Origin of the sequence: Kitasatospora purpeofusca (assembly GCF_000718025.1) — a bacterium.
GTDB classification, from domain to species: Bacteria; Actinomycetota; Actinomycetes; order Streptomycetales; family Streptomycetaceae; genus Kitasatospora; species Kitasatospora purpeofusca.
This window is the reverse complement of the sequence record NZ_JODS01000001.1, coordinates 310,652-337,469: the sequence shown is the minus strand read 5'-3', so window position 1 is coordinate 337,469 and position 26,818 is coordinate 310,652. Positions and strand designations below refer to the sequence as shown.

The window sequence follows — 26,818 nt, the reverse complement described above, 5'->3', positions numbered from 1 at the left end:
CCTTCGCGTCATGTCTCAAACATACCGTGTCTAGGTACCCTCGTGCATGCAGTACCCCGCCGGAACGAGGAGCCCCGTGAGCACCGCCGACGAGCAGGCAGAGCCGCTTGAGACCGATTCGCCCCAGATCACCAGGATTGTGATCGCCGAGGACGAGGCGCTGATCCGCCTCGATCTGAAGGAGATGCTGGAGGAGGAGGGGTACACCGTCGTCGGCGAGGCCGGGGACGGGGCCACGGCGGTCCGGCTGGTCCAGGAGCTGAAGCCGGACCTGGCGATCCTGGACGTGAAGATGCCGGTGCTGGACGGGCTGTCCGCGGCCGAGCAGATCCACGAGGCGCACCTGGCGCCGGTGCTGATGCTGACCGCGTTCTCGCAGCGCGAGCTGGTGGACCGGGCGCGGGACGCCGGGGCGATGGCGTACATCGTCAAGCCGTTCTCGAAGAGCGACCTGGTGCCGGCGATCGAGATGGCGGTGTCCCGGTACACGGAGATGCGGACGCTGGAGGAGGAGATCGCGGATCTCACCCAGCGGCTGGAGACCCGGAAGCTGGTGGACCGGGCGAAGAGCGTGCTCCAGACCAAGTTCGGGCTGAACGAGCCGGCCGCGTTCCGGTGGATCCAGAAGACCTCGATGGACCGCCGGATGACGATGGCGGCGGTGGCCGAGGCGGTCATCGAGGAGGGCGCGGCGCAGGACCGGAAGAAGGCCGAGGAGCCCCCGGCCGCGGGTACCGCCACGGAGACCCCGGAGCAGTAGCAGCGGGACATGCGGGAGGGCCCGGCGCGTGACGCGCCGGGCCCTCCTGCGTTCCGTGCTGCGGGGAGGTCAGTCCTCGCCGAGGTAGGCCTTGCGGACCGACTCGTCGTGCAGGAGGTCGGCGCCGGTGCCCTGGAGGACGATGCTGCCGGTCTCCATGACGTAGCCCCGGTCGGAGAGCGAGAGCGCCGCCTGGGCGTTCTGCTCGACCAGCAGGATGGTCGTGCCGTCGGCCCTGAGTTCGACGATGGTCGCCATGATCTTCTGCATCATCAGCGGCGAGAGGCCCATGGAGGGCTCGTCGAGCATCAGCAGTTTGGGCCGGGACATCAGGGCGCGTCCCATGGCGAGCATCTGCTGCTCGCCGCCGGAGAGCGTGCCGGCGGCCTGCTTGCGGCGTTCGCCGAGGATGGGGAAGAGGCCGTAGGCCCGTTCGACGTCCTTGGTGATGCCGTCGGTGTCGTTGCGCAGGAAGGCGCCGAGGAGGAGGTTCTCCTCGATGGTCATGCGCGGGAAGATGTGCCGGCCCTCGGGGGAGTGGGCCAGGCCCAGGGCGACGATCTTGTGGGCGGGGACGGTGGAGAGGGCCTGTCCGTCGAAGGTGATGGTGCCGGCGGTGGGCTTGAGCAGGCCGGACAGGGTGCGCAGGGTGGTGGTCTTGCCGGCGCCGTTGGTGCCGATCAGGGTGGTGACCTCGCCCTGGTTGACGGTGAAGCTGATGCCCTTGACGGCTTCGATCTTGCCGTAGGAGACGCGGAGGTCCTGGACTTCGAGGAGTGCGGTCACTGGTCGGTCTCCGTAACGGGGGCGGTGCCTTCGAGCGGGGCGCCGAGGTAGGCGGTGATGACGCGTTCGTCGTTCTGGACCGTCTCGCGGTCGCCCTCGACGATCTTCTGGCCCTGGACCAGCACGGCGGTGCGGTCGCAGAGGTTGAAGATGAAGCGCATGTCGTGCTCGATGACGAGGACGGAGACGCCCCGGTCGCGGATGGCGAAGACGAGTTCCTCGGCGGCTCGGGTCTCCTGCGGGTTCATGCCGGCGGTGGGCTCGTCGAGGAGCAGCAGGCCGGGGTCGGAGGCGAGGGCGCGGGCGATCTCGAGCTTGCGCTGCTCGCCGTAGGGGAGGTTGCGGGCGAGGTGCTCGGCCTTGCCGGCGAGGCCGGTGAACTCGAGGAGTTCCATGGCCCGGTCGCGGCTCTCCTGTTCGGAGCGGCGGTAGCCGGGGCCGCGCAGGACGGCGGAGAGCAGGCCCTGGTGCATCCGGCTGTGTCGGCCGACCTGGACGTTCTCCAGGACGGTCATGTTGGCGAAGAGCCGGATGTTCTGGAAGGTGCGGGCGATGCCGGCCTGGGTTACGAGGTGGGGTTTGGGGGGCAGGACCGTGCCCTGGTAGGTGACGGTGCCCTCGGTGGGGACGTAGAGGCCGGTGAGGCAGTTGAAGAAGGTGGTCTTGCCGGCGCCGTTGGGGCCGATGAGACCGATGATCTCGCCGCGGCCGACGGTGAGCGAGACGTTGTTGACGGCGGTGAGGCCGCCGAACCGCATGGTCACGCCGGAGACGTCGAGCAGGGTCTCGGCGGGGGCCGGTGCCGGTGCCGGGGTGGGGGCGGGGGCGTCGGTGGTGGTCATCTGAGGGTCACGCCCCTGCCTTGGAGAGGGCGACGGTGTCGCCGGTGGCCTGCGCCGGGATGTCGGCGTCGGCCTCGTGGAATTCGAGCTGGCGGCGCCGGTTCGGGATGAGGCCCTCGGGGCGCACCCGCATGAGGACGATGAGGGCGATGCCGAAGGCGAGCAGCTGGTAGTCGGCGAGGAACTCGAGCTTCTTCGGGATGAGGAAGAGCAGGGTGGCGCCGGCCAGCGGGCCGCTGATGGTGCCCATGCCGCCGAGGATGACGGCGGCGAGCAGGAAGGCGGAGTTGGGCGGGAGGGCCTCGGCGAAGGTGTACTGGTCGGGGGTGACGGTGTAGCTGACGTGGGCCTGGACGGTGCCGGCCAGGCCGGCCAGGCAGGCGCCGAGGGCGAAGGCGAGGAGCTTGAGGCGGAAGCCGTTGATGCCCATGGCCTCGGCGGCGGTCTCGTCCTCGCGGATGGCGACCCAGGCGCGGCCGATGCGGGAGTTGCCGACCCGGGCGAAGACCAGGACGACGACGGCGGTGACGAGGAGCATCAGCAGGTAGTAGTTGGAGAACCGGCCGAGCTCGAAGCCGAAGATCGTGGTGGGCTTGCCGAGGTTCCAGCCGAGGATCTCCAGGTCGGGGATCCGGGGGATGCCGTTGGAGCCGTTGGTGATCTTCGGGCCGGTGGTGCCGTTGAGGTTGAGCATGGTGATGCGGAAGATCTCGCCGAAGCCGAGGGTGACGATGGCGAGGTAGTCGCCGCGCAGTCGCAGGGTCGGGGCGCCGATGACGACGCCGAAGACCATGGAGACCACGGCGCCGGTGAGTACGGCGCCCCAGAACGGGAACTGGACGTGGATCGGCGAGGCGGGGGAGCCGGAGACCAGGGCGGCGCTGTAGGCGCCGACGCCGAGGAAGGCGACGTAGCCGAGGTCGAGCAGGCCGGCCAGGCCGACGACGATGTTCAGGCCGAGGGCGACGGTGGCGAAGATCAGGATGTTGGTGGCGACCGAGGTGTACTGGTCGCTGGTCTGGGTGAAGGGGAAGCTGGCGGCGGCGGCGAACGCGGCGCCGGTGGTGACGGTCTGGTACTTGACGGTCAGGGCGCGCAGTCGGGGCAGCAGGCCGGAGCGGCCGAGCGAGGCGACCACGGAGGCGGCCAGCAGCAGGTAGCCGGTGAAGAGTTCGCCGTACTCGGTGTCGATGCCGAAGGTGATGGCGAACAGGCCGATGGCGAAGGCGACCACGATCAGCGCGACCTCGACCCAGGAGGGCAGGGCGCGCGGTGCGGGGAGCGGCCGGTTGACGGTGCCGAGGCGCAGCCAGCTGTTGGCGGCGTGGCCGAGCTGGACCAGCAGGACGCCGCCGGTGGCGATGGCGAGGCCGCCGGCGAGGGCGGTGAGCACCGGGGCGACCGGCTTGTCCTCGGGGACGGCGTGGGTGGCGAACCAGACCACGGGGGCGATCGGGACGAGCAGGAACAGGCGGCGGTCGAGGATGCGCAGCGGGACGGCGGTGCGCCGGTCGAGCGGGAGGCCGAGCGAGCCGGCCAGGGCGAGCAGGGAGCCGGCGGCGAGGACCCAGCCGCCGGGCTCCAGGTGGGCGAGGCCGCCGAGGTCGGTGGCGATGGAGATCACCGAGAACCAGCCGACGGCGACGGCGCCGGCGGCGGCGAGCAGGACGGCGTTGCTGCTGCGGCGGGGGGCGGCCCAGCGCAGGCCGGGGACGCCCTGGGTGGCGAGGAGGAGGACGAGGGTGACCAGTCCGGCGGTGAGGGCGAGCCATTGGAGGCCGGCCGGGGAGCCGTAGAAGGTCAGGTCGCCGGGGTACTCGGAGGTCCAGGTCCAGGGCATCAGGGCGGAGCCGGCGGTGGCGGCGGCGCCGAGGCCGGTGAGGAGGGCGGCGGTGCGGCCGGGGAGGGCGATGACCGGGGTGGTCTCGGTGGTGCTGGTGGTCATGGTGCTCACGCCCTGTCCGCGACGCGCTCGCCCAGCAGCCCCTGGGGCCGGACGAGCAGGACGACGATGAGGAGTACGAAGGCCCAGACGTCCTTCCAGGCGCCGCCTCCGAAGAGGTGCATGCCGGGCAGGTGCTGGATGTAGCCGGTGGCGAGGGCCTCGGCGAGGCCGAGGGTGATGCCGCCGAGCATGGCCCCGTAGATGTTGCCGATGCCGCCGAGGACGGCGGCGGTGAAGGCCTTGAGGCCGAGCAGGAAGCCCATCCGGAAGTCGACCTGGCCGCTGCGCAGGCCGTAGGCGACGGCGGCGACGGCGGCGAAGGCGGCACCGATGGCGAAGGCCATCACGATGATCCGGTCGGTGTCGATGCCCATCAGCTTGGCGGTGTCCGGGTCCTGGCTGGTCGCCTGCATGGCGCGGCCGGAGCGGGTGCGGGTGACGAACCAGCCGAGGGCGAGCATGCAGAGCGGGGCGGCGATGATCAGGAAGATGTCGCTGCGCTGGATGGCGACCGAGCCGATCTCGAAGGGGTCGCCGGGGATCTTCGGGAAGACCCGGGCCTTCTTGGCGTCCGGGTAGAAGGCGAAGACCAGCTGCTGCAGGGCGATGGACAGGCCGATGGCGGTGATCAGCGGGGCGAGCCGGGGGGCGGAGCGCAGCGGCCGGTAGGCGAAGCGCTCGGCGGCGACGGCGGTGAGGGTGGAGACCAGGATGCCGGCGATCAGCATCAGCGGGAGGGCCAGCCACAGGGTGGTGCCGCCGGGGAGGGCGAGGTAGGCGGTCAGGGCGCCGAAGCCGCCGACCATGACGATCTCGCCGTGGGCGAAGTTGATGAGCTGGACGATGCCGTAGACCATCGTGTAGCCGATCGCGACGAGGCCGTAGAGGGCGCCGAGGATCAGGCCGTTGGCCAGCTGCTGCGGTAGGTCGTGCACCGCTGGGCCTCCGTTGTGCGTGTGGGGTGTCCGCGTGGGTGGTGGATGTGGGTGCGCGCGGGGGCACTCGTGGCGCCCCCGCGCGGTGGTTCCGACGTTCTGTGGCGCTCCTGACTTCGGGTCAGGTGCGGGTCAGCCGCTGAAGGTGCCGGACTTCTCCACGGCCCACTTGCCGTCCTTGACGGTGTAGACGGTGAGCTGCTTGTTGGTGGTGTCGCCGAACTCGTCGAAGGAGACCTTGCCGGTCACGCCCTCGAAGGAGACCTTCTGGACGGCCTCGACGACCTTGGCGCGGGGGCTGTCGGGCAGCTTGCCGTTGTTGGCGGCGACGACGGCCTTGACGCCCTGGATGATGGCCCAGGCGCTGTCGTAGGAGTAGCCGCCGTAGGTCTCGTAGGCGTCCTTGTAGCCGGCCGCCTTGTAGTCGGCGATGAACTTGGCGGCGGTCGGCAGCTGCTCGACGGGCAGGCCGACGGCGGTGGCGAGGTCGCCCTGGCCCTTGGGGTTGAGCTTGATGAAGTCGCCGCTCTGGATGCCGTCGCCGCCCATGAGCGGGATGTTGACGCCGGCGTCCTTGAGCTGGAGCGAGAGCGGGCCGGCGGCGGGGTACTCGCCGCCGTAGTAGACCGCCTCGGCGCCGGAGGACTTGACCTTGGTGACGACGGCGGCGAAGTCGCGGTCGTCGGGGTTGACGTGCTCCTCGCCCATGATCTGGCCGCCGTTCTTGACGAATTGGCCCTTGAAGGTGGCGGCGAGGCCGGCCCCGTAGGTCTTCTGGTCGTCGATGAGGAAGACCTTGGTCTTCTTGGCGTCCTTGATCAGGTAGTCCGCGGCGAACGGGCCCTGGACGGCGTCGGTGGTGGCGGTGCGGAAGTAGCTCTTGAAGGGGCGGGCCTTGACGCCGCTGGCCCACTTCTCGCCCTGGCTGAGGGCGACGCCGGTGTTGGCGGGGGAGATCTGGACGAGGTTGGCGTCGTTGAAGATCTGCTGCATCGACTGGGCGACGCTGGAGTTCAGCGGGCCGACGACGCCGATGACGTCCTTGTCGCCGACCAGCTGGGTGGCGTTCTGCTGGCCGGGGGCGGGCTTGCCGGTGTCGTCGAGGCCCTTGATCTGGAACTTGACGCCGGGGACCTCGTTCTTCTCGTTGGCCTGCTTGACCGCGAGCTCGACGGAGTTGCGGATGCCGAGGCCGAGGGCGGAGAGGTCGCCGGTGAGGGGAGCGTCGACGCCGATGGTGACGGTGGTGGAACCGCCGGCCTGGCCGCTGTCCCCGGACTTCTTGTCGTCGCGGGAGCCGCACGCGGTGAGGCTCAGGGCGCCGATGACGGCAATGCTCACGACAACTGCTGAACGATGACGCACGGGGGGTCCCCTTCGGTTCAGGAGGGCGCCGCGCCTGAACGGCGGGAGCCTGGATGCGCGGTGGGCCTGGCCCATTCCGGTGGCGCGGTGACTGGCCGTGACTCTAGATGGCGCTCGGCGGCTCTGGCAGTGCTCCGGCGAGGCTGTGATTCTCTTGTTATGAGCACACGGAGAAGTCGTCTCAACATGTGGTCGTTCCGGCTCGACCGGTCCGCTCGGGCCCCAGTATTTCCATGCCAACTCGCGCCATGTAAGGCGTAGAACGGCAGGTGACTCCTGAACTCACCGATTACCGGACGAGAGTGTCCGCGCCGTTGGAGTCGGGCGTATGCGTCCGAATATCGGACGTCGGGCGCCGTCGGGCGCTGTTTTCGGGTGGATCCGACCCCCCGGGGTCCTCGGCTGCTCGGATTTCCTAGTTGTTACGCACGGTTACATCGCCGCGGACGGCCGGACACGCCACCGCCCCCTTGTCCAGACCAACGACTTCCCAACGTTGTCGAAGGTCAAACAAGGGGGCGGGCAAGGGATTTGACGGAGAATCGGCTCAGAGGTCGCGCAGCATGCAGGTGAGGCGGCAGCTGGTGACCCGCTTGCCGGTGTCGTCGGTGATCGCGATCTCGTAGGTGGCCGCGGTGCGGCCCTTGAACACCGCGGTCGCCACGCCGGTGACCAGGCCGGAGGTCGCCGAGCGGTGGTGGGTCGCGTTCAGGTCCACGCCCACCGCGTACCGGCCCGGACCGGCGTGCAGCATCGCCCCGACCGAGCCGAGCGTCTCCGCCAGTGCCGCCGAGGCGCCGCCGTGCAGCAGTCCGTACGGCTGCTGGTTGCCGTCCACCGGCATGGTGCCGACCACCCGGTCGCCCGAGGCCTCGACGATCCTGATGCCCAGCTTGTCGCCCAGCCGGCCGCCGGAGAAGGTGGCCGGGTCGACGCCGAGCTTGGCGAAGTGGTCCAGCATCTCCTGCGGGATGTCGATCAGGGGGGAGATCCCGGTGGTGCCGGGGGCCGCGTCGGTGCCGGTACCCGTACCGGTGCCGGTGGCGGTGCTGGTGCCGGGGGCGGGGTCGGTGGCGGTGTCGGGGGCCGGGTCGGTCATGGGGGAGCTCCTGCCGCTCGGGGGTCGCGTCGTCGTGCTGCCTGTGATCGTACGACCGTCCTACTCGGCGGTAGAGGCCGTGGCGGAAGAAAACCGGAGTGGCGCCCGGGGCGCGAGCGCACCCGAGGGGCGCCCGCCCCCGGCATGCCCCTTTTGTCAGTGGCGGGCCCTAGGATCGGTGGCCGGTAGTGGAATCGGCAGGAACGGACGTTGACGTGGCTACGCAGAGTACGGACAAGGGCGCGGCGGGTGGTGGCGGGGCCGGATCGCGGCCCCGCCTGATGCTGCTCGACGGGCACTCGATGGCCTACCGGGCGTTCTACGCGCTGCCCGTGGAGAACTTCAACACCTCCACCGGCCAGCCGACCAACGCGGTGTACGGCTTCGCCTCGATGCTCGCCAACACCGTCCGGGACGAGGCGCCCACCCACCTCGCGGTCGCCTTCGACCTCTCCCGCCAGACCTTCCGCTCGGTCGAGTTCCCCGACTACAAGGCCAACCGGGCCAAGACGCCGGACGAGTTCCGCAGCCAGATCGGGCTGATCGGCGAGCTGCTCGACGCGATGCACGTACCGCGGCTGACCGCCGAGGGCTTCGAGGCGGACGACATCATCGCCACCCTGGCCACCGCCGCCGAGGCGGCCGGCTACGACGTCGACATCGTCACCGGCGACCGCGACTCGCTCCAGCTGGTCACCGAGCACATCACCGTGCTCTACCCGACCAAGGGCGTCTCCGAGCTGACCCGCTACACCCCGGAGAAGGTCGCCGAGAAGTACGGCGTCACCCCCCGCCAGTACCCCGACCTCGCCGCCCTGCGCGGCGACCCGTCCGACAACCTGCCCGGCATCCCCGGCGTCGGCGAGAAGACCGCCGCCAAGTGGGTCAACCAGTTCGGCTCCTTCGACGAACTCGTCGCCCGCGCCGACGAGGTCAAGGGCAAGATCGGCGAGAAGCTGCGCGAGCACCTCGACTCGGTCAAGCGCAACCGCGTCCTGACCGAGCTGGTCCGGGACGTCGAACTCCCGCTCGGCGTGGCCGACCTGGCCCGCGCGCCGTTCGACGGCCCGGCCGTCACCGCGCTCATGGAGACGCTGGAGTTCCGCAACGCCAACTTCCGCGACCGCGTCCACGGCATCGACCCGGCCGCCGCCGAGCCCGAGGCCGCCGAACTCGCCCCCGGCGTCGAGGTCGACGGCGAACTCCTCACCGACCCGGGCACCCTCGCCGCCTGGCTGCGCGAGCACGCCGCGGACAAGACCCCGGTCGCGCTGGCCGCCGTCTACCGCTGGGCGCTCGGCGCCGGCGAGGTCTCCGAGGTCGCGCTCGCCGCCGGAGAGACGGCCGCCTGGTTCGACCCGGCGCTGCTCGCCGAGGAGGACGAGCGCGCCTTCGCCGCCTGGCTGGCCGACCCGGCCGCCCCCAAGGCCCTGCACATCGCCAAGCAGGTCATGCGGGCCTTCGCCGAGCGCGGCTGGAGCATCGAGGGTGTCGTCGCCGACACCGCCCTCGCCGCCTACCTGGAGAAGCCCGGCCGCCGCACCTTCACCCTGGAGGTGCTCGCCGAGGAGTACCTGGCCCGCTCGCTCACCCCGGCCCCGGCCGCCGAGTCCGGCCAACTCGCCTTCGACGCCCCGGAGGAGGACCCGACCGCCGGCGCCCAGGCGCTGATGCTCCAGGCCCGCGCCGTGCTCGACCTCGCCGCGCTGTTCGACACCCGGCTCGCCGAGGTCGGCGCCACCGGGCTGCTGCGCGACATGGAGCTGCCGATCGCCGCGCTGCTCGCCCGGATGGAGCGCACCGGCATCGCCGCCGACCGCGACTGGCTCACCGGCCTGGAGGCGCAGTTCGCCGCCGAGATCCAGCGCGTGGTCGAGGAGGCGCACGCCGCCGCCGGCCACGAGTTCAACCTCGGCTCGCCCAAGCAGCTCCAGGAGATCCTCTTCGGCGAGCTGGCGCTGCCCAAGACCAAGAAGATCAAGACCGGGTACACCACCGACGCCGACGCGCTCACCTGGCTCGCCACCCAGACCGACAACGAGCTGCCGGTGATCCTGCTGCGCCACCGCGACCAGGCCAAGCTGCGCACCACCGTCGAGGGCCTGCTCAAGACGGTCTCCCCGGCCGGGCGGATCCACACCACCTTCAACCAGATGGTCGCCGCCACCGGCCGGCTCTCCTCGCAGGACCCGAACCTGCAGAACATCCCGGTCCGCACCGAGGAGGGCCGGATGATCCGCCGGGCCTTCGTGGTCGGCGAGGGCTACGAGTCGCTGCTCACCGCCGACTACTCGCAGATCGAGCTGCGGATCATGGCCCACCTCTCCGAGGACGAGGCGCTGATCGAGGCCTTCGCCACCGGCGAGGACCTCCACACCACCGTCGCCTCCCAGGTCTTCGAGGTCCCCGGCGGCTCCGTCGACGCCGAGATGCGCCGCAAGATCAAGGCGATGTCCTACGGCCTCGCCTACGGCCTGTCCGCCTACGGGCTCTCCCAGCAGCTCGGCATCAAGCCGGCCGAGGCGCAGGGCCTGATGGACACCTACTTCGAGCGCTTCGGCGGCGTGCGCGACTACCTGCACCGGGTGGTCGAGGAGGCCCGAGCCACCGGCTACACCGAGACCCTGCTCGGCCGCCGCCGCTACCTGCCGGACCTCAACAGCGACAACCGCCAGCGTCGCGAGATGGCCGAGCGGATGGCGCTCAACGCCCCGATCCAGGGCTCGGCCGCCGACATCGTCAAGATCGCCATGCTGCGGGTGGACGAGGCGCTGCGCACGGCGGGCCTCACCTCCCGGATGCTGCTCCAGGTGCACGACGAAATCGTGCTGGAGCTGGCCCCGGGCGAGCGCGAGCCGGTCGAGGCGGTCGTCCGCGAGCAGATGGCCGGCGCCTACCCGCTGCGGGCCCCGCTGGACGTCTCGGTCGGCGTCGGCGTCAACTGGGAGGTCGCTGCACACTGACGCTGCGTCAATAGGCCCCGGGCGAAGCTTTTTCGAGGCGGTGCCCGGGGCCTTTCCGGCACGGGGGAGCGGTTCTACCCTGGCGGGTATGCCTGCCGATGAGGTGCTCCGCCCCGGCCGTGACGGGGCCACCGTCGACCTCGTGTTCGAGCCGGGCGGGGGCTCCTGGCCCGCCGCCGCGCTCCTGGTGGTGCGCGCCCTCGCCATGCTGCTCGCCCTGGGCGTCGTCTTCCTCCCCGCCGGGATCCTGGTGGTGGCGGTCGCGGTGATCGTCGGCGCCACCTTGGTGGGCGCGGTGACCGTCTGCGGCGCGCTGTGGGCGGCCGCCGTGCTGCTCCTGTGGCCGTTCGCCGCGGTCGCCGAGTTGAGCTCGGTCCGCCGGGTGCAGTTCGCCCCGGCCGGGGCCCCGACCGAACTGCGGTTCGTCCGGGGTGCCCGCGCCGGGGCCTGGGCTCCGCTCTCCGGCCTGCGACGGATCCAGTTGGACGAGTCCGTGGAGGAGCCCTACGAGGGCGACCCCGCGCCGGCCGTCCGCACCCTCGCCGTCACGGTGGTGACCTCGACCGGCGGCGAGGGCCCGCGCAGCGCGCCGAAGGGCACCGACGCCGACGCGCTCCAGCGCTCCCTGGAGGACCTGCTCGGTCCGGCCGGCGTCGCCGTCGTGCGCCGCACCGAGCGTCGCGTCCGCCCCGAGCCCCGGGTGCCCGCCGGCGGCTGGGTGTACGGCGGGTCGGGTTCGGCCAACTCCGGCGGGGGGTTCTCCGGCGGCGGGTGAGCTCGTCGGCGCCCGGCGAACGGCGCGGAAACTCCCGTCGGCGGTGGCCCCGGGGGGTTGATACCGGGTCAGGGAGCCTCTTCACTTGTCATGGCGCCGCCGTCCTTGATCGTGTCCCTCGGTCGTGGGCGCGGCACCGTCCGCTCCGACGCTCCACCGGTCCACCGGTCCACCGGTCCACCGTTCCACCGTTCCGATGCTCCACCGCTCCACCGCTCCACCGCTCCACCGTTCCGATGCTCCACCGCTCCGACGCCTCACCCGACGAGTCTGGAGATCCCCTCATGTCCCAGTCCCGCCTGCGGCGCGCCGTTGTCGCGCTGACGGCCCTGCCCCTGCTCGCGCTCGGCGCGGGCCAGGCCGTGGCCGCCCCGGCCCCTGCTCCTGCCCCCGCCGCCGCCTCCAAGGTGACCGCGATCGAGGACGAGGTCGCCCGCACCCTGGCCGCCTCCCTCGCCGACCCCGCCCTGCGCGAGCGGCTGCGCACGGCGACCGCCGCCGCGCCCGCCGGCGCCGAACTCACCCCGCTGGCCGCCGGACTGTCCGGCGCCACCGCCCGCGGGCTCGCCGCCACGACCGCCCGCGCGGACCGGGCGGTGGCCACCGCGAAGGGCCTCGGCGACCTCGGCCCGCTGCTGCGGGTCCAGCTGGCCGACCCGTCGATGCGGGCCGCCCTGGACGCCGGCGCCGCACCGCTGGTGGCGACCGCCGGCACCGACGAGCACGCCCGCACCGTCCGCGCCTACGACACCGCCGGCCGGGCCCGCGGCCTGGACGCCGCCACCCTGCCCACCCGCCCGGTCTACCTGGTCGACATCGACACGGCCAAGGCCCTGACCGCCGGGATGGACCTGCTCCAGCGGGAGCTGACCGCCCGCGGGATCGCCCCGGCCGCCCCGCAGGCCCCGTCCGCCCAGGCCGCCGCCGGCTGGTGGGGCACCAAGATCACCTCGGTCGAGGTGAACGACGACGAGGAGCCCTGGTTCAAGGGCGCCGCCGAGATGTTCAGCCTGGTCTCCGGCTTCGGCCTGGACGGCAAGGTCCGGGTCGACTCCGTCGCCATGCCGTACCTCCAGTACGACGGCACGGTGTACTACCCGAACCAGATCCTGGTGAACTGGTCGAACTACAAGTACAACCTGGCCGACGTCGTCCTGATGGAGGACGACGGCGACACCAACTACCTGGCCCTCGCCCAGGCCGTCGCCGCCGTTCTGCTCACCATCGCCGACCAGGGCGCCTACATCCCGCTGGTCAACGCCGTGCTCGCGGCGCTGCCCTCCTCCTGGTGGACCGACGACCCGGACTACGTGGAGTCCTGGTACACCCTCGCCCGCACCAGCACCGGCCGCCTCAATGGCGCCCGCGGCAACGGCTGGATGACCGTCGAGCCGTACTGGGTCGGCCAGCTCTGACCGTCCCACGGGGCCGGGCCGGCGCAGCGCTTCGCCGCACTGCGCCGGTCCGGCCCGCAGTTGACGGACCCGTGTCACGGAGTCAGTTTCGTACTACCGTGGGCACGATGACCATGGAATCCACTTCGACCGACCGGCCCGTCTCCCTGCCCGAGGCGCCGACGCTGCAGGCCCGCAACTCCGCCGCCTTCTGGGCCGCCACCGGCGTGAGCCGGGGACACGAGGTGATCCGGCGCCGCGGCTTCGTCGCCGTCGACGGCGACGAGCGCGCGGGTCAGCGGATCCTGATCCAGGAGCCCGACCTCGACCCGGGCGAAGTGGCCGAGCTGAGCGAGCTGACCCGCCGCAGGGTGGGCCCGGTGACCATCGAGGACCCGTTCAGCTCGACGGACCTGGCCCACCTGGGCATGCGCACCTGGCAGATGCCGGTCATGCTGCGCCTGCCCGGACCCGTCGCCGCCCCGGCCCTGGACGTGACCCGGGTGCGGCAGTCCGAGGACCTCCGGGCGGCCGAGCAGGTCGTGATCGAGGCTTTCGACCTCGACGGCTTCCAGCCCTACCGCCCCGGCGAGCTCTTCCCGACGTCGCTGGTCGAACACCCGGGCGTGGACGTGTTCCTCGCCTCCGTCGACGGCGCGGTCGCCGGAGCCGGCCTGAGCGTCGCGGCCGACGGCATCGCCAGCCACTACTGGATCGCCACCTCCTCCGCCTTCCGCTCCCGCGGCGTCGGCCGGGCCGTCATGCTCGGCGCCCTCGCCGACGTCGCGCACCTCCCGGCCACCCTCACCGCCTCGAAGCTGGGCCGGCCGCTGTACGAGTCCCTGGGGTACACGGTCGCGGCACCGTCGACCTGGTGGGCCACTCCCGCGGCGGACGCGTAGCGGTCGGGCCGTGGGGCCCGCCGGTGCCCGGGCGGCGCGGGAAGTCGGCCCGGCCGACTTCCCGCGCTCGGTGGGCGGCGCCCGGCCCCCGTACCGGCCCGGTCAGCCGATGGACTTGATGGCGCCCCAGCCGCCGTTGCCGACCTGGACGCTCGGGCCGTCGACCGGGCCGTGGATCGAGGTGCCGCCCTGATAGAACCTCAGGGTGCCGTCACCGGCGGTGGCCCACATGTCGGCGGTGCCGTTCCGGTCGGCGTCGGCGGCGCCGGCGATCAGGGGCCGGTAGGTGGTGGTGTACCCGCGGCCGTACTCGGTGCGGGAGCTGAAGGACTTCCCGTCGGGCTGGCCCATGTAGTGGTACAGGATGCCGTCCCGGGTGTCGCGGGCGAGGAGGTCGACCCGGCCGTCGTGATCGGCGTCGCCGGGGGCGCTCAGGTCCATGACGTCCCAGCCCGTGGTCCCGATGACGACGGGGGCGCCGACGGCCGGGGCGGTGCCGACGACGGCACCGGGGTAGCGGAAGAGCTTGTCGGTGTGCTGGACCACCAGGTCCGGCTTCCCGTCGTGGTCGGTGTCGCCGACCGCCACGACCTGGGCGGTGGTGGGCAATCCGCTCGCGATCTGGATCGGCGCGCCGAGGGTGCCGTCGCCGAGGTTCGGGTAGACACGGAGCTGGCTGCCGACCCGGGCGACGATGTCCTCCTTGCCGTCACCGGTCCAGTCGCCGCGGTGTGTCACGGAGGCCCCGGACCAGCCGCCCGCGCCGATGACGATGTGCGGGCCGAGGCCGCCGGTGCCGGTGCCGGGGTAGAGGCGCAGCTTGCCGGTGTCGTCGACCGCGACCAGGTCCGGCTTGCGGTCGCCGGTCATGTCGCCGGGTGCCGCGGGCACCGCGCTCCGGTCGAGCTGGATCCGCGGTGTGGTGCCACCGGTGTAGGCGATGGGTTTGCCGTCGTTCTTGAGCAGCGCTTCGAGCTGGTCGATGCTCAGGCCGGGGTAGGTCTGCCTCAGCACGGCGAGGGCCCCGGTGACGTGGGGGGCGGCCATGGAGGTGCCGTTCATCGACGCGTAGCCGCCGGGCACGGAGGAGACGATGCTCGTGCCGGGGGCGAGGAGGTCCAACAGCGCTCCGCGGTTGGAGAAGGCGGCGAGCTGGTCGTCGTCGGTGGTCGCACCCACCGTGATCGCGGAGGGGACGCAGCCGGGAGAGCTGACGGCATCGGGGTCGCCGCTGTTGCCGGCGGCGACGACCGTGGCGACGCCCGCGGCGCGCAGGGCGTCGATGACCGCCGCCAGGGGGTCGCGGGTGCAGGCCGCGGTCCAGTGACCGGCGCCCAGGCTCAGGTTGGCCGCGACCACGTCCGTCCCGGCTCGCTTCAGCGCGAGGACCTTCTCCAGACCCTTGAGCTGGGAGCTGGTGTAGCTGAGCACGCACGGGTTCGTCCCGGTCACCCAGCAGACCTCGTCGGAGCTGAACCTGGAGAACACCTGGACGGCGATGATGTCCGCCCCGGGCGCGACACCACGTACGGGTGCCCCGCTGGTGCCGGCGCCGTTGCCGGCGGCGATTCCGGCGACGTGGGTCCCGTGGGAGCACTCGGCGCCCAGGGAGGCGCACGGGCCGCTGCCGGCGTCGGCGCTGCCGTCGCCCTCCTGCTGGGCGGAGCCGTCGGGGCACAGGCTGGTGACGCCGGCGGCCTCGTCGTTGACGGAGAAGCACGCCTGGGTCTTCACACGGCCCGAGAGGAACGGGTGGTCGACGGCGACGCCGGTGTCCAGGATCGCGACGGCGGTGCCGGCGCCCGTCTTCCCGGCGGCGAAGGCCCGGTCACTGCCGATCTTGACGGTGGATTCGTTCAGCGTGGGCGGGACCGGGACGTCCTCGGTGACGCTGACGACCCCCGGCCGGGTGTTCAGCTTCCGGAGGCCTTCCTGGCCCACGCGGAGGGTGACCATCGGCAGGGTGTCGTACGAGACGAGGGTCGGGCCCGCGTCGGTGGCGGAGGCCAGGTCGGTCCGCCGGTCGGTGACGACGTTGACGCGGACGGTGCGGCCGTTGCGGGTGCTGTCGAACAGCGGGGGATCGACCGGTCCGGCCTCTTCGGCGGAGGCGGAGGCGGAGGCGGGGACGTGGGCGGGGGCTGCTTCGGACAGGGGGCTGATGCCCACCGGTATCGCGGTGAGCACTGCGGCCGCCGCTGCGGCGACGACCAGGCTGCGTGTACGTGGGGTCACTCGTTGCTCCATAGACCAAGGACGGGGCGGGGACGGGGGCGGAGGGGTTCCGCCGCCCGGCCCCGTTGCGACCGGGCACATCCGATCCGGCCCGTGCGCGGGAGCGCCGCCGGAAGGGGACGGCGCGCTACCTCGTCGCGTTGGCGCCGTTCTTCGGATTGCCGTGGTTGCTCACGGCCTTGTAGTAGGTCCACGCGTAGGCGTAGCACTTCGGCCGCCGCAGGACGAAGTAGTGGTTGCAGCTCTGGTTCTTCATCGTGCTGTAGAAGGCGTTCTCGACGTTCGACTTCTTGTTCCGGTCGAGGTAGTACGGGTAGTTCTTGTACGTGTTGCCGATGAGGCCGTAGCCGTAGTCGTGCATGTCGCACGCCGGCCGGAAGTCGAAGCCGCCCGGCCTGCTGATGTTGGGTCCGGGGGTGGTGCAGCCGTCGTGGTTGATGCCCATGACCCGGAAGCCGGTCGGCGTGTACTTGTAGGTCGGGGCGTGCCAGCCGTAGTGCGCGACCCAGGACGCGCAGCCCCGCTTGAGGTACCACATCCAGTCCGTCGCGCCCGAGCAGTAGCGGGGGTTGGCCTGGGTGTCGGTGAACTCCCCGGTGGTGAAGTCCGCCGCCGGCGGGCCGCTCGCGGCGGGGTCGGTGATCCCGGCCGCGCCCTCCAGCGGCGCGTCCGCGGCCGGACGCGCGGCACCGACCGGGGCGGCGCTCGGCGAGGCCGATCCGGCGGGGAACGCCAGGTCCCAGGCGCCGTTGGCCGGTGACGTGACGGAGGAGATTCGTCCTGCGGCGTCGTAGGTGTACGAGGAGACGGTCTCGATGCCCGAGGCCGGGTCGGCCACCGAACGGAGCTTCCCGGAGGCGTCGTAGGAATACCGGGCGAGCGTCTGCACCGTGGCGCCGTCGGTGAGGGTGATCTCCCGGGCCCGGCCCGCGAATTCGCCCGGCGTGGAGGCCGTGGCGGTGGTGGTGGTCGAGTACGCGACCGTCAGCAGCCGGGAGGTGGTTTCCCCGGCGTCGGTGTCCTTGACGGTGGCGATCCGGCCCGCGTTGTCGTAGGTGACGGTGGAGAGGGCGCTGTCGGCGACGGTGCCCAGGCCGGTGACGCGCCAGCCGTCGGGTCCCGCGGCCACCTGCTTCCAGGTGTAGGTCGGTGTCAGCCGGTCGAGTTCGACCGGGGCGCCGGCATCGGTGTCGGCGCCGGCGGGCAGGTCCGTGTCCGGCACCGACCCGGTCATGGCGGACACCTCGGTGGCGGTGGAGACCAGGGTGCCCGTCGACTCGTTGAACCGGGTGGTCTCGGTGAGGGTGTCACCCTCGGGGGTCGCGTACTTCCTGACCGAGCCCCCGCCCGGGTAGCTGAGGCTGCTCTTCAGTGCGTAGGTGACCGCGGCGTGCGCGCCGAGGTCGGTGACGACGACGGAGTCGCCCCGCTGCTCCAGCTTGCGGTTGAGCCGGCCACCCACGAACTCGGCCTCCCAGCCAGGGCCGAAGACCCCCATGTCCGCCCGGGCCGCAGGTGCGGACGACGGCATGGAGAGACCGTCCGGCTGGACGGTGACGGTGTGGCTGCGGCTCATCAGGCCCACCGCCACATCGGTCTCGTGGATCTCGAACGACTTGTCCGCGGTCGAATAGACACCGGGGCCGACCTGCTGGAGCTCGCCGTCCGCCACCGGTGGTTCGACGGCCTCGGCTGTCAGGGCGGGTAAGGCGCCCGCGGGTGCGGCTCCGGCCGGGCCCTGCGGAAGCAGCAGGGACAAGGACACCGCGGCCAGCACGGGAAGCGCGCTTCTGCTGCGCACGAGTTCCCCTCTCGTGAAAAGGCGATCAGTGGTCCGAGTCGACCGGCTGGTCTCGGCCGGTCTGTTCGGCTGGTGCGCACATAGGAGGAGGGGAGGTGCGGAAAGGATTCACCTCCGGCTGAGGATTCTTCGCGGGCGCGAGGTTCTGCCGAAGGGTCGATCAACGGGACGGGCCGGAGGCCGAGTGGTCCTTCACGGCCTGCGAATCCCTGCGGCAGCGCGCCGGACAGCTTGAGCAGGGACGGCAGCCCGATGCTGCCGCCTTCCTACTCGGCCTTACGGATGGTCGGCACGGACACCCCGGCGGCCTCGGCGAGTTCTTCCTGCGTCATCCCGGCCCGCAGCATCTTGATGCGCCGGCCGGTGGAGTAGTCGGACCACTGCGTCATGGGTGCCTCCGAAGGTGAGCGGCCTCAAGGCGGACCGTACCCCCGGTGTCCCGCTCCCGGAACCGGAATCAGCCGATGACCAGCCGGATTGATGGCCTCTCAGCTGCTTGCGGGGATGCCGAGGAGGGAGGCGATGCGGGCGGCCGTGTCAGGAGCACCGTCGGCGAGGACGGTGGTGATGCCGAGCGCTTCGGCCGGGGGCAGGTTCCTCGGGTGGTCGTCCACGAACACGCACGCCTCGCCGGGCATTCCGAGCCGCTCCAGGGTGAGCCGGTAGATCGCCGGGTCGGGCTTGGCGATGCCCTCCCGCTCGGAGACCACCGTTACGTCGAACAAGTCCCACACTCCCAGGGCCTCGTACGGGTCGTACGGGGCCAGGCCGAAGGAGTTGGACAGCAGGGCGACCGTCAGGCCGGCCTGCCGCGCCGAGTGGGCGAGCGAGACCATGTCGTGGGCGGGTCGAACGCCCGCCCACGCCCGGCCCATCAGGTTCTCGTGCTCCGTGAGGCCGAGGATGGGCGCCACCTGCCGGTTCCACTCCGCCTGGTCGAGCCGCCCGGCTTCGAGCTCCGTGTACAGGCGGCCGGCCTCCAGGTCGAGGCCGAGAGTGTGCCGCCATGCGTCGGCGTCGAGGCCCTGGGCGAGGCACCAGGTGCGGTGGGCGGGCCCGGCATTGGCGGTGAGTACGCCGACGAAGTCCAGGATGAGGGCGGAGAAGGGACGTTCGGCTGTGGGGGAACCGGTGACGCTCGGGGTGGTCAGTGCCATGGCTCGCTCCGTCCTCCGGTGGGGTGGCTTCCGAGGGACCGTACCCGCTGGACCGCGATCACTTTCTGGCGTTGGTGCGCTTGGTCGGCTCCGCCGTGGTCGGGTCCTCGGGCCAGGGGTGGCGGGGGTAGCGACCCCTGAGATCCGCCCTGACGGCGTGGTAGCCGTTCTTCCAGAAGCCTTCCAGATCGCCGGTGATGGCGGCGGGGCGGCCGGCGGGGGAGAGCAACTGCACGGTGAGCGGGACCCTTCCGCCGGCCAATGAAGGGGCGGCCTTCCAGCCGAAGAGTTCCTGCAACTTGACGGCCAACACGGGCCGTTCGGTGCTGTAGTCGACCCGTATCTTCGATCCGCTGGGCACGGTGATGCGTTCGGGGGCCAGCTCGTCCAGGCGGCCGGCCTGGCCGCTTGCCCAGGGGAGGAGGCGTTGCAGGGCGTCCGTCGTGTTGATCCTGGCCAGGTCGGCGCGGCGGCGGGCGCGGGACAGTTCGGGTTCCAGCCACTCCTCGGCGCGTTCGAGCAGCGCGGAATCGGACACGTCCGGCCAGGGGTCGCCGATCGCCGCGTGGAGGAACGCCAGGCGTTCGCGCAGGTTGGACGGGAAGGTCAGCAGGGCGCTCACGCCCTCGCGGGTGAGGCCCTCGACGACGGCCGCCCGGACGAGCGCCCGGTCGGGCCGGGTCAGCGGCTTCTCGGCGAGTTCGATGGCGCCGAGGGACTCCACCCGGCGGGCGGTGACCTCGTCGCGCCGGGTGTCCCAGTGGACCTCCTCGCGTGCGCTCAGCAGGGACGCGCCCGCGAGCAGCGCGGTGTCCTCGTCGAGCGCCGCCGCGTGCAGCACCCGGGCCGAGTGCGACCCCGCCGGGCGGTCGGCCGCCGCGACGGCGAGCCAGGGAAGGGTGCCGAGCCGGGTGTCGCGGGAGAGTTCGGCGGCCGTCCCCGAGGCCATCAGGTACGGGCTGCGCTCGCCCGGTGCGGGCCGCTCGACCCTCGCCCGGGCGATGCGCTCCGGGAAGGCCAGGGCGACGACGAGGCCGACGGCGGTGGCGTCGGGCAGTCGGGTGGCGGGTTCGTCGGAGGTGGCGCGCTGCAGGCGGCGGACTTCGTCGCGCCAGCGTCCGGCGTAGGGGTCGGTGCCCGAACGAACCCCGCGCCACACCGCGGCGAGGTCGTCCCCCAGCGCCCGCGGCGGCTCCTCTGACAGCAGCGCGACCACCTCGGCCGCCCGGCGGGCGCCCACGGCGGGTGCGCCGTCGACCAGGGCCCGCCCCAGTCGCGGGTGCAGCCCGGTGCGGGCGAGCCGCACTCCGCGCTCGGTCGCCCGGCCGTCGGCGGAGACCGCCCCGAGGGCGACCAGGGTCTCCCGGGCGGCGGCCATCGCGCCGGCGGGCGGGGCGTCGGGCAGGGCGAGTCCGGTGGCGTCCGGGTCGCCCCAGCAGGCCACCTGGAGGGCGAACGGGGTGAGGTCGGCGAGCGCGATCTCGGGGGTGGGGAAGCGGGCGGCGCGGGCGTCCTCGGCCTCGTGCCAGCAGCGGTAGACGGTGCCGGGCGCCTCGCGGCCCGCGCGGCCGGCGCGCTGGCGGGCGGCGGCGAGCGAGGCGCGCACGGTGACCAGGGCGGCGAGGCCCCGGGCGTGGTCGGTGCGCGGTTCCCGGGCGAGTCCGGCGTCGACCACGATCCGCACGCCGGGCACGGTGAGGGAGGATTCGGCGACGGCGGTGGCGAGGACGACGCGACGCCCCGGCGAAGGGGTGAGCGCCGCGTCCTGGACGGCCTGCGGCGCGCGCCCGTGCAGTTGCAGCACCTCGGCCGGGACCCCGCCCAACTGCCCGGCGACCCGGGCGATCTCGCCGACGCCGGGCAGGAAGCAGAGCACGTCCCCGTCCCGTTCGTCCAGGGCCCGCCGGACCACCGCCGCGACGTGGTCGAGCAGTGCGAAGTCCACCCGGGTGCCGTGCGCGGGCCGGACGGCGCGCGGCGGCGGCGCCCACACCACCTCGACCGGGTGCGAGACGCCGTGCGCCTCGACCACCGGCGCGCCGTCCAGGAGTTCGGCCCAGGCGGCGGTGTCGGAGGTGGCGGAGGCGCAGACGATCCGCAGTTCGGGCCGCAGGGCGGCGCGGACGTCGAGCAGGAAGGCGAGCGCGGTGTCCGCGTCCAGGTGCCGTTCGTGGCACTCGTCGAGCACGACGACGTCGACGCCGGGCAACTCCTGGTCGCGCTGGAGGCGTTGCAGCAGCACGCCGGTGGTGACCACCTCGACCACGGTCTCCGGGCCGACGCGGCGCTCGCCGCGCACGGTGTACCCGACCTCGCGGCCCACGGAGGAGCCGAGCAGCCAGGCCATCCGCCGGGCGGCGGCCCGGACGGCGAGCCGGCGCGGTTCGGCGACCAGGACCCGGCGCACGGGCCGGCCGTCGGCGAGCAGCCCGGCCAGGGCGAGCGGCACCAGGGTGGTTTTGCCGGTGCCGGGCGGCGCGGCGAGGACGGCGGTGCCCGGTCCGTCCAGCGCCTCGTGCAGCGCGGGCAGGGCGGTGCGGACGGGCAGGTCGTGCCAGGAGGGGTTCGACAAGCGGCTCAGCCCCGCTCGGCGACGAAGATCGCGGTGCCGGGGATGAGCCGCCCGCGCAGCGGCGACCAGCCGCCCCAGTCCTGCTCGTGTCCTTCCGGCCACTCCGGTTCGACGAGGTCGACCAGCCGGAAGCCGGCGGCGACGAGTTCGCGGACCCGGTCGCCGAGCGTGCGGTGGTGTTCGACGTAGGTGGCGCGGCCCTGCTCGTCCTCCTCGACGTAGGGGGTGCGGTCGAAGTAGGAGGAGACGGCGGTGAGGCCCTCGACGCCGGGTTCGTCGGGGAAGGCCCAGCGGATCGGGTGGGTGACCGAGAAGACCCAGCGCCCGCCCGGTCGCAGCACCCGGTGCACCTCGCGCATCAGGGCCTCGGTGTCGGCGCTGAACGGCACGGCGCCGTAGGCGGAGCAGGCGAGGTCGAAGGCGCCGTCGGCGAACGGGAGGACGGCGGCGTCGGCCTGGACCACGGGCACGGGTGCGGCGCCGCGGGCGAGGTCGATCCGGCGGGAGTGCTGGAGCTGGCGGTAGGAGATGTCGAGGGCGACCGGGCGGGCGCCGCGGGCGGCCAGCCAGCGCGAGCACTGGGCGGCGCCGGCGCCGATCTCCAGCACGCTGCGGCCGGCGACGTCGCCGAGCAGGCGGGCGTCGGCCTCGTCGAGGCCCTCGGGGCACCAGGTGAAGCGGTCGTCGCCGAGGAACTCGCCGTGCTCGTCCTGGTACTCGTCGGCGTTGCGGTCCCACCAGTGGCGGCTGGCGCGGCTGCTCTCGCCGGCGCCGGCGGACCTCCTTACCGCGTCGTCGCCGTCCTCGTCAAGATCGTCGGGCTCGGGGAGGGGGGTGCCGGTCACGGTGAGAAGGCCCATCGCGTAGGGTGTCGTCTGCGGAAGCGCCGCTGTCGCGATCCGGTCCGAGAGGGCCGGGGTCCCGGCGGTGGCATCCGGGGAAGGGGTCCCTTCGGCCGCCACCTAACGGTGCGCAATCGGAGGATATGGCCTGTTCCATGCCGGGCTCCACCGTCTTGCCGTTGTTGGCGTTGACCGTGCCTGGCCGTCCCCGTATGCTACAAGTTGCGCTGCGGGCCTGCGCGCCTCGGACGGAGCAGGTCGCGCTCGCATCTGTCGAAGACCCCACGGTCGCAAGACGGACGCCGATTCTCCCGTGCTGCGGGATTCCCGGTGCTCCGTGTTCTTGGCTGTCCGGCTTTCGGTGGGAGCGATACGGGCCCTCCGCGTGGCATTACCTACGACTTTCATGTCCGTACCGGAGCCCTTTTCCTAATGACGAGCCCCACCGACTCCTCCCTCAGCACCACCCCGCAGGTCGCGCTGAACGACATCGGCGACGCCGAGGCGTTCCTGGCCGCGATCGACGAGACCATCAAGTACTTCAACGATGGCGACATCGTCGAGGGCGTCATCGTGAAGGTCGACCGTGACGAGGTTCTCCTCGACATCGGTTACAAGACCGAGGGCGTCATCCCGTCCCGCGAGCTGTCGATCAAGCACGACGTCGACCCGCACGAGGTCGTCGCCGTCGGCGACAACATCGAGGCCCTGGTTCTCCAGAAGGAGGACAAGGAGGGTCGTCTCATCCTGTCCAAGAAGCGCGCTCAGTACGAGCGTGCCTGGGGCACGATCGAGAAGATCAAGGAAGAGGACGGGATCGTCACCGGTACCGTCATCGAGGTCGTCAAGGGTGGTCTCATCCTCGACATCGGCCTCCGTGGCTTCCTGCCGGCCTCGCTCGTCGAGATGCGTCGCGTCCGCGACCTCCAGCCCTACGTGGGCAAGGAGCTCGAGGCCAAGATCATCGAGCTGGACAAGAACCGCAACAACGTGGTCCTGTCCCGCCGTGCCTGGCTGGAGCAGACCCAGAGCGAGGTCCGCCAGACCTTCCTCACCACCCTGCAGAAGGGTCAGGTGCGCTCCGGCGTCGTCTCCTCCATCGTCAACTTCGGTGCCTTCGTGGACCTGGGTGGCGTCGACGGCCTGGTGCACGTCTCCGAGCTGTCCTGGAAGCACATCGACCACCCGTCCGAGGTTGTCGAGGTCGGCCAGGAGGTCACCGTCGAGGTTCTCGACGTTGACATGGACCGCGAGCGCGTCTCCCTGTCGCTGAAGGCGACCCAGGAGGACCCGTGGCAGCAGTTCGCCCGTACCCACCAGATCGGCCAGGTCGTTCCGGGTAAGGTCACCAAGCTGGTTCCGTTCGGTGCGTTCGTCCGCGTGGACGAGGGCATCGAGGGTCTGGTCCACATCTCCGAGCTGGCCGAGCGCCACGTCGAGATCCCGGAGCAGGTCGTCCAGGTCGGCGACGAGATCTTCGTCAAGGTCATCGACATCGACCTCGAGCGTCGCCGCATCAGCCTCTCGCTGAAGCAGGCCAACGAGGCGCTGGGTGCCAACCCGGCCGAGGTCGAGTTCGACCCGACCCTCTACGGCATGGCCGCGTCGTACGACGACCAGGGCAACTACATCTACCCGGAGGGCTTCGACCCCGAGGCGAACGACTGGCTGCCCGGCTTCGAGAAGCAGCGCGAGGAGTGGGAGCGGCAGTACGCCGAGGCCCAGACCCGCTTCGAGCAGCACCAGGCCCAGGTCATCAAGAGCCGCGAGGCCGACGCGGAGGCTGCTGCCGAGGGTGGCGACGCCGTTGCCGCCGCGGCCGGTGGCTCCTACTCGTCCAGCAGCGACGAGGGCTCGGGCGCCCTGGCCTCGGACGAGGCCCTGGCCGCCCTGCGCGAGAAGCTGGCCGGCGGCCAGAGCTGAAGCTCTGCCCCTGCCGCTGAGGCCGGTTAGCGCCGGCTGATCAGCGCTCGGTGTCATCGATGAACCCCGCTCGGTTTCCGAGCGGGGTTCATTGTTTTTCGGCCTTCATTATTTATTCCTTATGTGCTGGATTTTTGTGATTAGGGGCTCATCGGATGCCTATGGGTGATTCGGGACCTAGGGCCTACCTTGGGATGAGTTGCCCGATGGGTCGCTCACCCGGCCCCACACGCTAGGCACCCCACGCATATGCGCCGTCGCTCTGCCGTGACCTCCGCTTCCCCCCTCATGTCCGACGCCGGGACGTCCGCCGACCCCCGGGTCGCCGGACGTCTCGCCGCCCTCGGCCGGTTCTGCTACCGGCAGCGGCGCTGGGTGCTCGGTTTCTGGGCGGTCGTGCTGGTCATAGGCGTGCTGATCGGCGGACGGGTCTTCGAGGGCACGGTGGCCGGCGCCTCCTCCGCCTCCGCCGAGTCGGACCGGGGCAGCGCCGTCGTCGCCGCCGCCGACCCGGCCCGGGGCACCGTAACCGCCGTGGTGGACGGCCGGCCCGTGGACGACACGGCCGTCCGCGACGCCGTCACCCGGGCCACCGCCGAGATCGCGGCCCTGCCCGGCGTCTCCTCGGCCGTCGACGCCTACGGGCCCGGCCCGGGCGCCGAGGCGCTCCGCTCGGCCGACGGCACCGCGAGCCTGGTCTCGGTGCGGATGGCCGACACCAGTACCTCCGCGCAGGCCACCGCCGTGAACCAGCGGCTGGCCGCGATCCAGTCCGAGGTCCAGCCCGGTGGCGGCAAGGTCACCGTCGGCGGGGACCTCGTGCTCCAGGACGAGGTCAAGAAGCAGACCGAGAAGGACACCCGCTTCGGCGAGATCGTGACCCTGCCGCTCACCCTGATCGTGATGGTCCTGGTGTTCGGGGGCCTGGCCGCCGCGAGCCTGCCGGTGATCGGCGCCGTCGCCTCGGTGGGCGGGGCACTGCTGGCCATGTTCGGCTTCAGCAGGATCATGGACATCGACACCAGCGTGCTGCCGATCGCCACCGTGCTGGGGCTCGGGCTCTCGATCGACTACGCGCTGCTCATGGTGAATCGTTTCCGCGAGGAACGCGGGCACGGAGCGCCGATCGCCGCCGCCGTGGAGCGGACCGCCGCCACCGCCGGGCGCACCGTCGCCTTCTCCGGACTGACCGTCGCCGTCGCCCTGTCCGGGCTGTTCGTCTTCACCAGCCCGGTGCTCGGGGCGGTCGCCGCGGCCGGGGTGAGCGTCGTGGTGATCGCGGTGGCCGCCGCGCTGACGCTGGTGCCCGCGCTGCTCGGCTTCGCCGGGCGCCGGATCAGGACGCCTTCCGCGCCCGTCCCCGACGAGGGCTTCTTCAGCCGGACCGTGCGCCGGGTCCGCAAGCGGGCCGTGCTGGTCGCGCTGGTGTGCACCGGGGTGCTGCTGGCCGCCGGGGCGCCGTTCCTGCACGCCGAGATGCGCAACTCCGGGGCCGCCGTACTGCCCGCCTCCTCGGCCGGCCGGCAGGTCGCCGAGACCGTCGACCAGCGTTTCCCGCAGGCCTCGGCCGCCCCGATCACGGTGGTGGTGCAGAGCGGTGCGACGGTCGCCCAGGCCTACGCGGACGACGTGGTGTCCCAGCTGCCCGGCGTCAGCGGGGTGCGGGCCGTCACCCCGGTGAGCGACACCGTCTCCACCATTGACGTCCTGGTGCACGGCGACCCGCAGGGCGGCGAGGCCAAGAAGGTCGTCGAGGAACTGCGCGCGGACCGGGGCGGGCTGACCACCCAGGTGACCGGCGGGGCGGCCTCGGTGGTCGACTTCCAGGACGAACTGCTCACCCGGGGGCCGATCGCGCTCGGCCTGGTCGCCCTCGGCACGCTGATCCTGCTCTTCCTGATGACCGGCTCGGTGGTGATGCCGGTCAAGGCCCTGCTGATGAACCTGCTCTCACTGGGCGCCTCGCTCGGCGCGCTGACCCTGGTCTTCCAGGACGGCTGGTTCAGCGGCCTGCTCGGCTTCAGTCCGACCGGCGGACTGGAGACCTTCATCCCGGTCCTGGTGTTCGCCTTCGCCTTCGGGCTGTCGATGGACTACGAGGTCTTCCTGCTGGCCCGGATCAAGGAGCTGCGGGACAAGGGCCACAGCTGCACCCGGGCGGTGGAGCTGGGTGTCCAGCGCAGCGGTCGGATCATCACCTCGGCGGCACTGCTGATGGTGATCGTCTTCGCCGGCTTCGCCCTCGGCGACATGCTGATGGTCAAGCAGATGGGCATCGCGTTGGCGGTCGCCGTGGCGGTCGACGCGACCCTGGTCCGCTGTCTGCTGGTGCCGGCCGCGATGAGCTTCTTCGGCGAGTTCAACTGGTGGGCGCCGCGACCGCTGCGGCGGCTGCACGACCGGTTCGGGCTGAGCGAGCACGTCGAGCTGCCGGAGCTGGCCCCGGCCGTGCTGCCGGCGCAGCGTCCGGCGGAGGAACTGGTCGGCACCGGCTCGTAGTCGCCCGGAGCCGGCTCGGCGGG

General features: G+C 72.0%; 19 protein-coding genes. 7 read left to right on the top strand and 12 right to left on the bottom strand.

From position 1 onward, the window contains the following. Window positions 1-76 precede the first annotated feature (76 nt). Window positions 77-760: an ANTAR domain-containing response regulator gene (locus tag IF01_RS0101570; protein WP_051741984.1), complete on the top strand. Its 684-nt coding sequence runs from the start codon at window positions 77-79 to the stop codon at window positions 758-760. Window positions 761-829: 69 nt separating this feature from the next. Here the strand turns inward: IF01_RS0101570 and IF01_RS0101565 are convergent, their stop codons facing one another. The 6 genes from IF01_RS0101565 to IF01_RS0101540 all read right to left on the bottom strand — a co-directional run bounded on the left by IF01_RS0101565 (window position 830) and on the right by IF01_RS0101540 (window position 7,594). Beyond that, the gene (locus IF01_RS0101565; RefSeq protein WP_030391369.1) at window positions 830-1,546 is read right to left on the bottom strand and encodes an ABC transporter ATP-binding protein; all 717 of its coding nucleotides are present in this window, start codon (window positions 1,544-1,546) and stop codon (window positions 830-832) included. After that, the gene (locus tag IF01_RS0101560) at window positions 1,543-2,388 is read right to left on the bottom strand and encodes an ABC transporter ATP-binding protein (protein ID WP_030391368.1); all 846 of its coding nucleotides are present in this window, start codon (window positions 2,386-2,388) and stop codon (window positions 1,543-1,545) included. The genes IF01_RS0101565 and IF01_RS0101560 overlap by 4 nt, the downstream gene beginning before the upstream one ends. Before the next feature lie 7 nt (window positions 2,389-2,395). Continuing rightward, a complete protein-coding gene (locus tag IF01_RS0101555) occupies window positions 2,396-4,333 on the bottom strand; it encodes a branched-chain amino acid ABC transporter permease (protein ID WP_063764116.1) in 1,938 nt (645 codons plus the stop codon). A 5-nt stretch (window positions 4,334-4,338) separates the two neighbouring features. Then, entirely contained in the window at window positions 4,339-5,268 is a 930-nt protein-coding gene (locus IF01_RS0101550; RefSeq protein ID WP_030391366.1) for a branched-chain amino acid ABC transporter permease, read from the bottom strand. 132 nt (window positions 5,269-5,400) lie between these two features. Continuing rightward, window positions 5,401-6,633 (bottom strand): branched-chain amino acid ABC transporter substrate-binding protein, encoded by a 1,233-nt coding sequence (locus IF01_RS0101545; protein ID WP_030391365.1) that lies wholly within the window; start codon window positions 6,631-6,633, stop codon window positions 5,401-5,403. A 547-nt stretch (window positions 6,634-7,180) separates the two neighbouring features. After that, a complete protein-coding gene (locus IF01_RS0101540; protein WP_045940274.1) occupies window positions 7,181-7,594 on the bottom strand; it encodes a PaaI family thioesterase in 414 nt (137 codons plus the stop codon). A 419-nt stretch (window positions 7,595-8,013) separates the two neighbouring features. On the opposite strand from IF01_RS0101540, the gene polA reads away from it, so the two are divergent. The 4 genes from polA (at window position 8,014) to IF01_RS0101520 (ending at window position 13,766) form a co-directional block, all read left to right on the top strand. Next, a complete protein-coding gene (gene polA, locus IF01_RS0101535) occupies window positions 8,014-10,695 on the top strand; it encodes a DNA polymerase I (RefSeq protein WP_078879570.1) in 2,682 nt (893 codons plus the stop codon). A gap of 88 nt (window positions 10,696-10,783) precedes the next feature. Next, window positions 10,784-11,470: a hypothetical protein gene (locus IF01_RS0101530; protein ID WP_030391362.1), complete on the top strand. Its 687-nt coding sequence runs from the start codon at window positions 10,784-10,786 to the stop codon at window positions 11,468-11,470. 284 nt (window positions 11,471-11,754) lie between these two features. Further along, the gene (locus IF01_RS0101525) at window positions 11,755-12,885 is read left to right on the top strand and encodes a DUF3103 family protein (RefSeq protein ID WP_030391361.1); all 1,131 of its coding nucleotides are present in this window, start codon (window positions 11,755-11,757) and stop codon (window positions 12,883-12,885) included. Between the two features lie 107 nt (window positions 12,886-12,992). Continuing rightward, entirely contained in the window at window positions 12,993-13,766 is a 774-nt protein-coding gene (locus tag IF01_RS0101520; protein WP_030391360.1) for a GNAT family N-acetyltransferase, read from the top strand. 102 nt (window positions 13,767-13,868) lie between these two features. Here IF01_RS0101520 and IF01_RS49555 read toward each other — a convergent pair whose 3' ends face one another. The 6 genes from IF01_RS49555 to IF01_RS0101490 form a co-directional block, all read right to left on the bottom strand. Next, entirely contained in the window at window positions 13,869-16,001 is a 2,133-nt protein-coding gene (locus tag IF01_RS49555) for a S8 family serine peptidase (protein WP_244215397.1), read from the bottom strand. A 127-nt stretch (window positions 16,002-16,128) separates the two neighbouring features. After that, window positions 16,129-17,802, bottom strand: a complete 1,674-nt coding sequence (locus IF01_RS0101510; protein WP_051754810.1) for a phospholipase A2 — start codon at window positions 17,800-17,802, stop codon at window positions 16,129-16,131. Window positions 17,803-18,068: 266 nt separating this feature from the next. Continuing rightward, complete coding sequence (locus IF01_RS45130; protein ID WP_078879568.1) at window positions 18,069-18,191, bottom strand: helix-turn-helix transcriptional regulator; 123 nt, start codon at window positions 18,189-18,191, stop codon at window positions 18,069-18,071. 99 nt (window positions 18,192-18,290) lie between these two features. Continuing rightward, entirely contained in the window at window positions 18,291-18,959 is a 669-nt protein-coding gene (locus tag IF01_RS0101500; protein ID WP_030391357.1) for an HAD family hydrolase, read from the bottom strand. A gap of 58 nt (window positions 18,960-19,017) precedes the next feature. Then, window positions 19,018-21,531, bottom strand: coding sequence for an ATP-dependent helicase HrpB (hrpB, locus tag IF01_RS0101495; RefSeq protein WP_030391356.1), 2,514 nt, complete (start codon window positions 21,529-21,531; stop codon window positions 19,018-19,020). A gap of 5 nt (window positions 21,532-21,536) precedes the next feature. After that, entirely contained in the window at window positions 21,537-22,391 is an 855-nt protein-coding gene (locus IF01_RS0101490; protein ID WP_051754809.1) for a class I SAM-dependent methyltransferase, read from the bottom strand. Between the two features lie 414 nt (window positions 22,392-22,805). On the opposite strand from IF01_RS0101490, the gene rpsA reads away from it, so the two are divergent. Next, a complete protein-coding gene (rpsA, locus tag IF01_RS0101485; RefSeq protein ID WP_030307517.1) occupies window positions 22,806-24,296 on the top strand; it encodes a 30S ribosomal protein S1 in 1,491 nt (496 codons plus the stop codon). Between the two features lie 288 nt (window positions 24,297-24,584). Continuing rightward, window positions 24,585-26,795: an MMPL family transporter gene (locus tag IF01_RS0101480; RefSeq protein ID WP_051754808.1), complete on the top strand. Its 2,211-nt coding sequence runs from the start codon at window positions 24,585-24,587 to the stop codon at window positions 26,793-26,795. Window positions 26,796-26,818 lie beyond the last annotated feature (23 nt).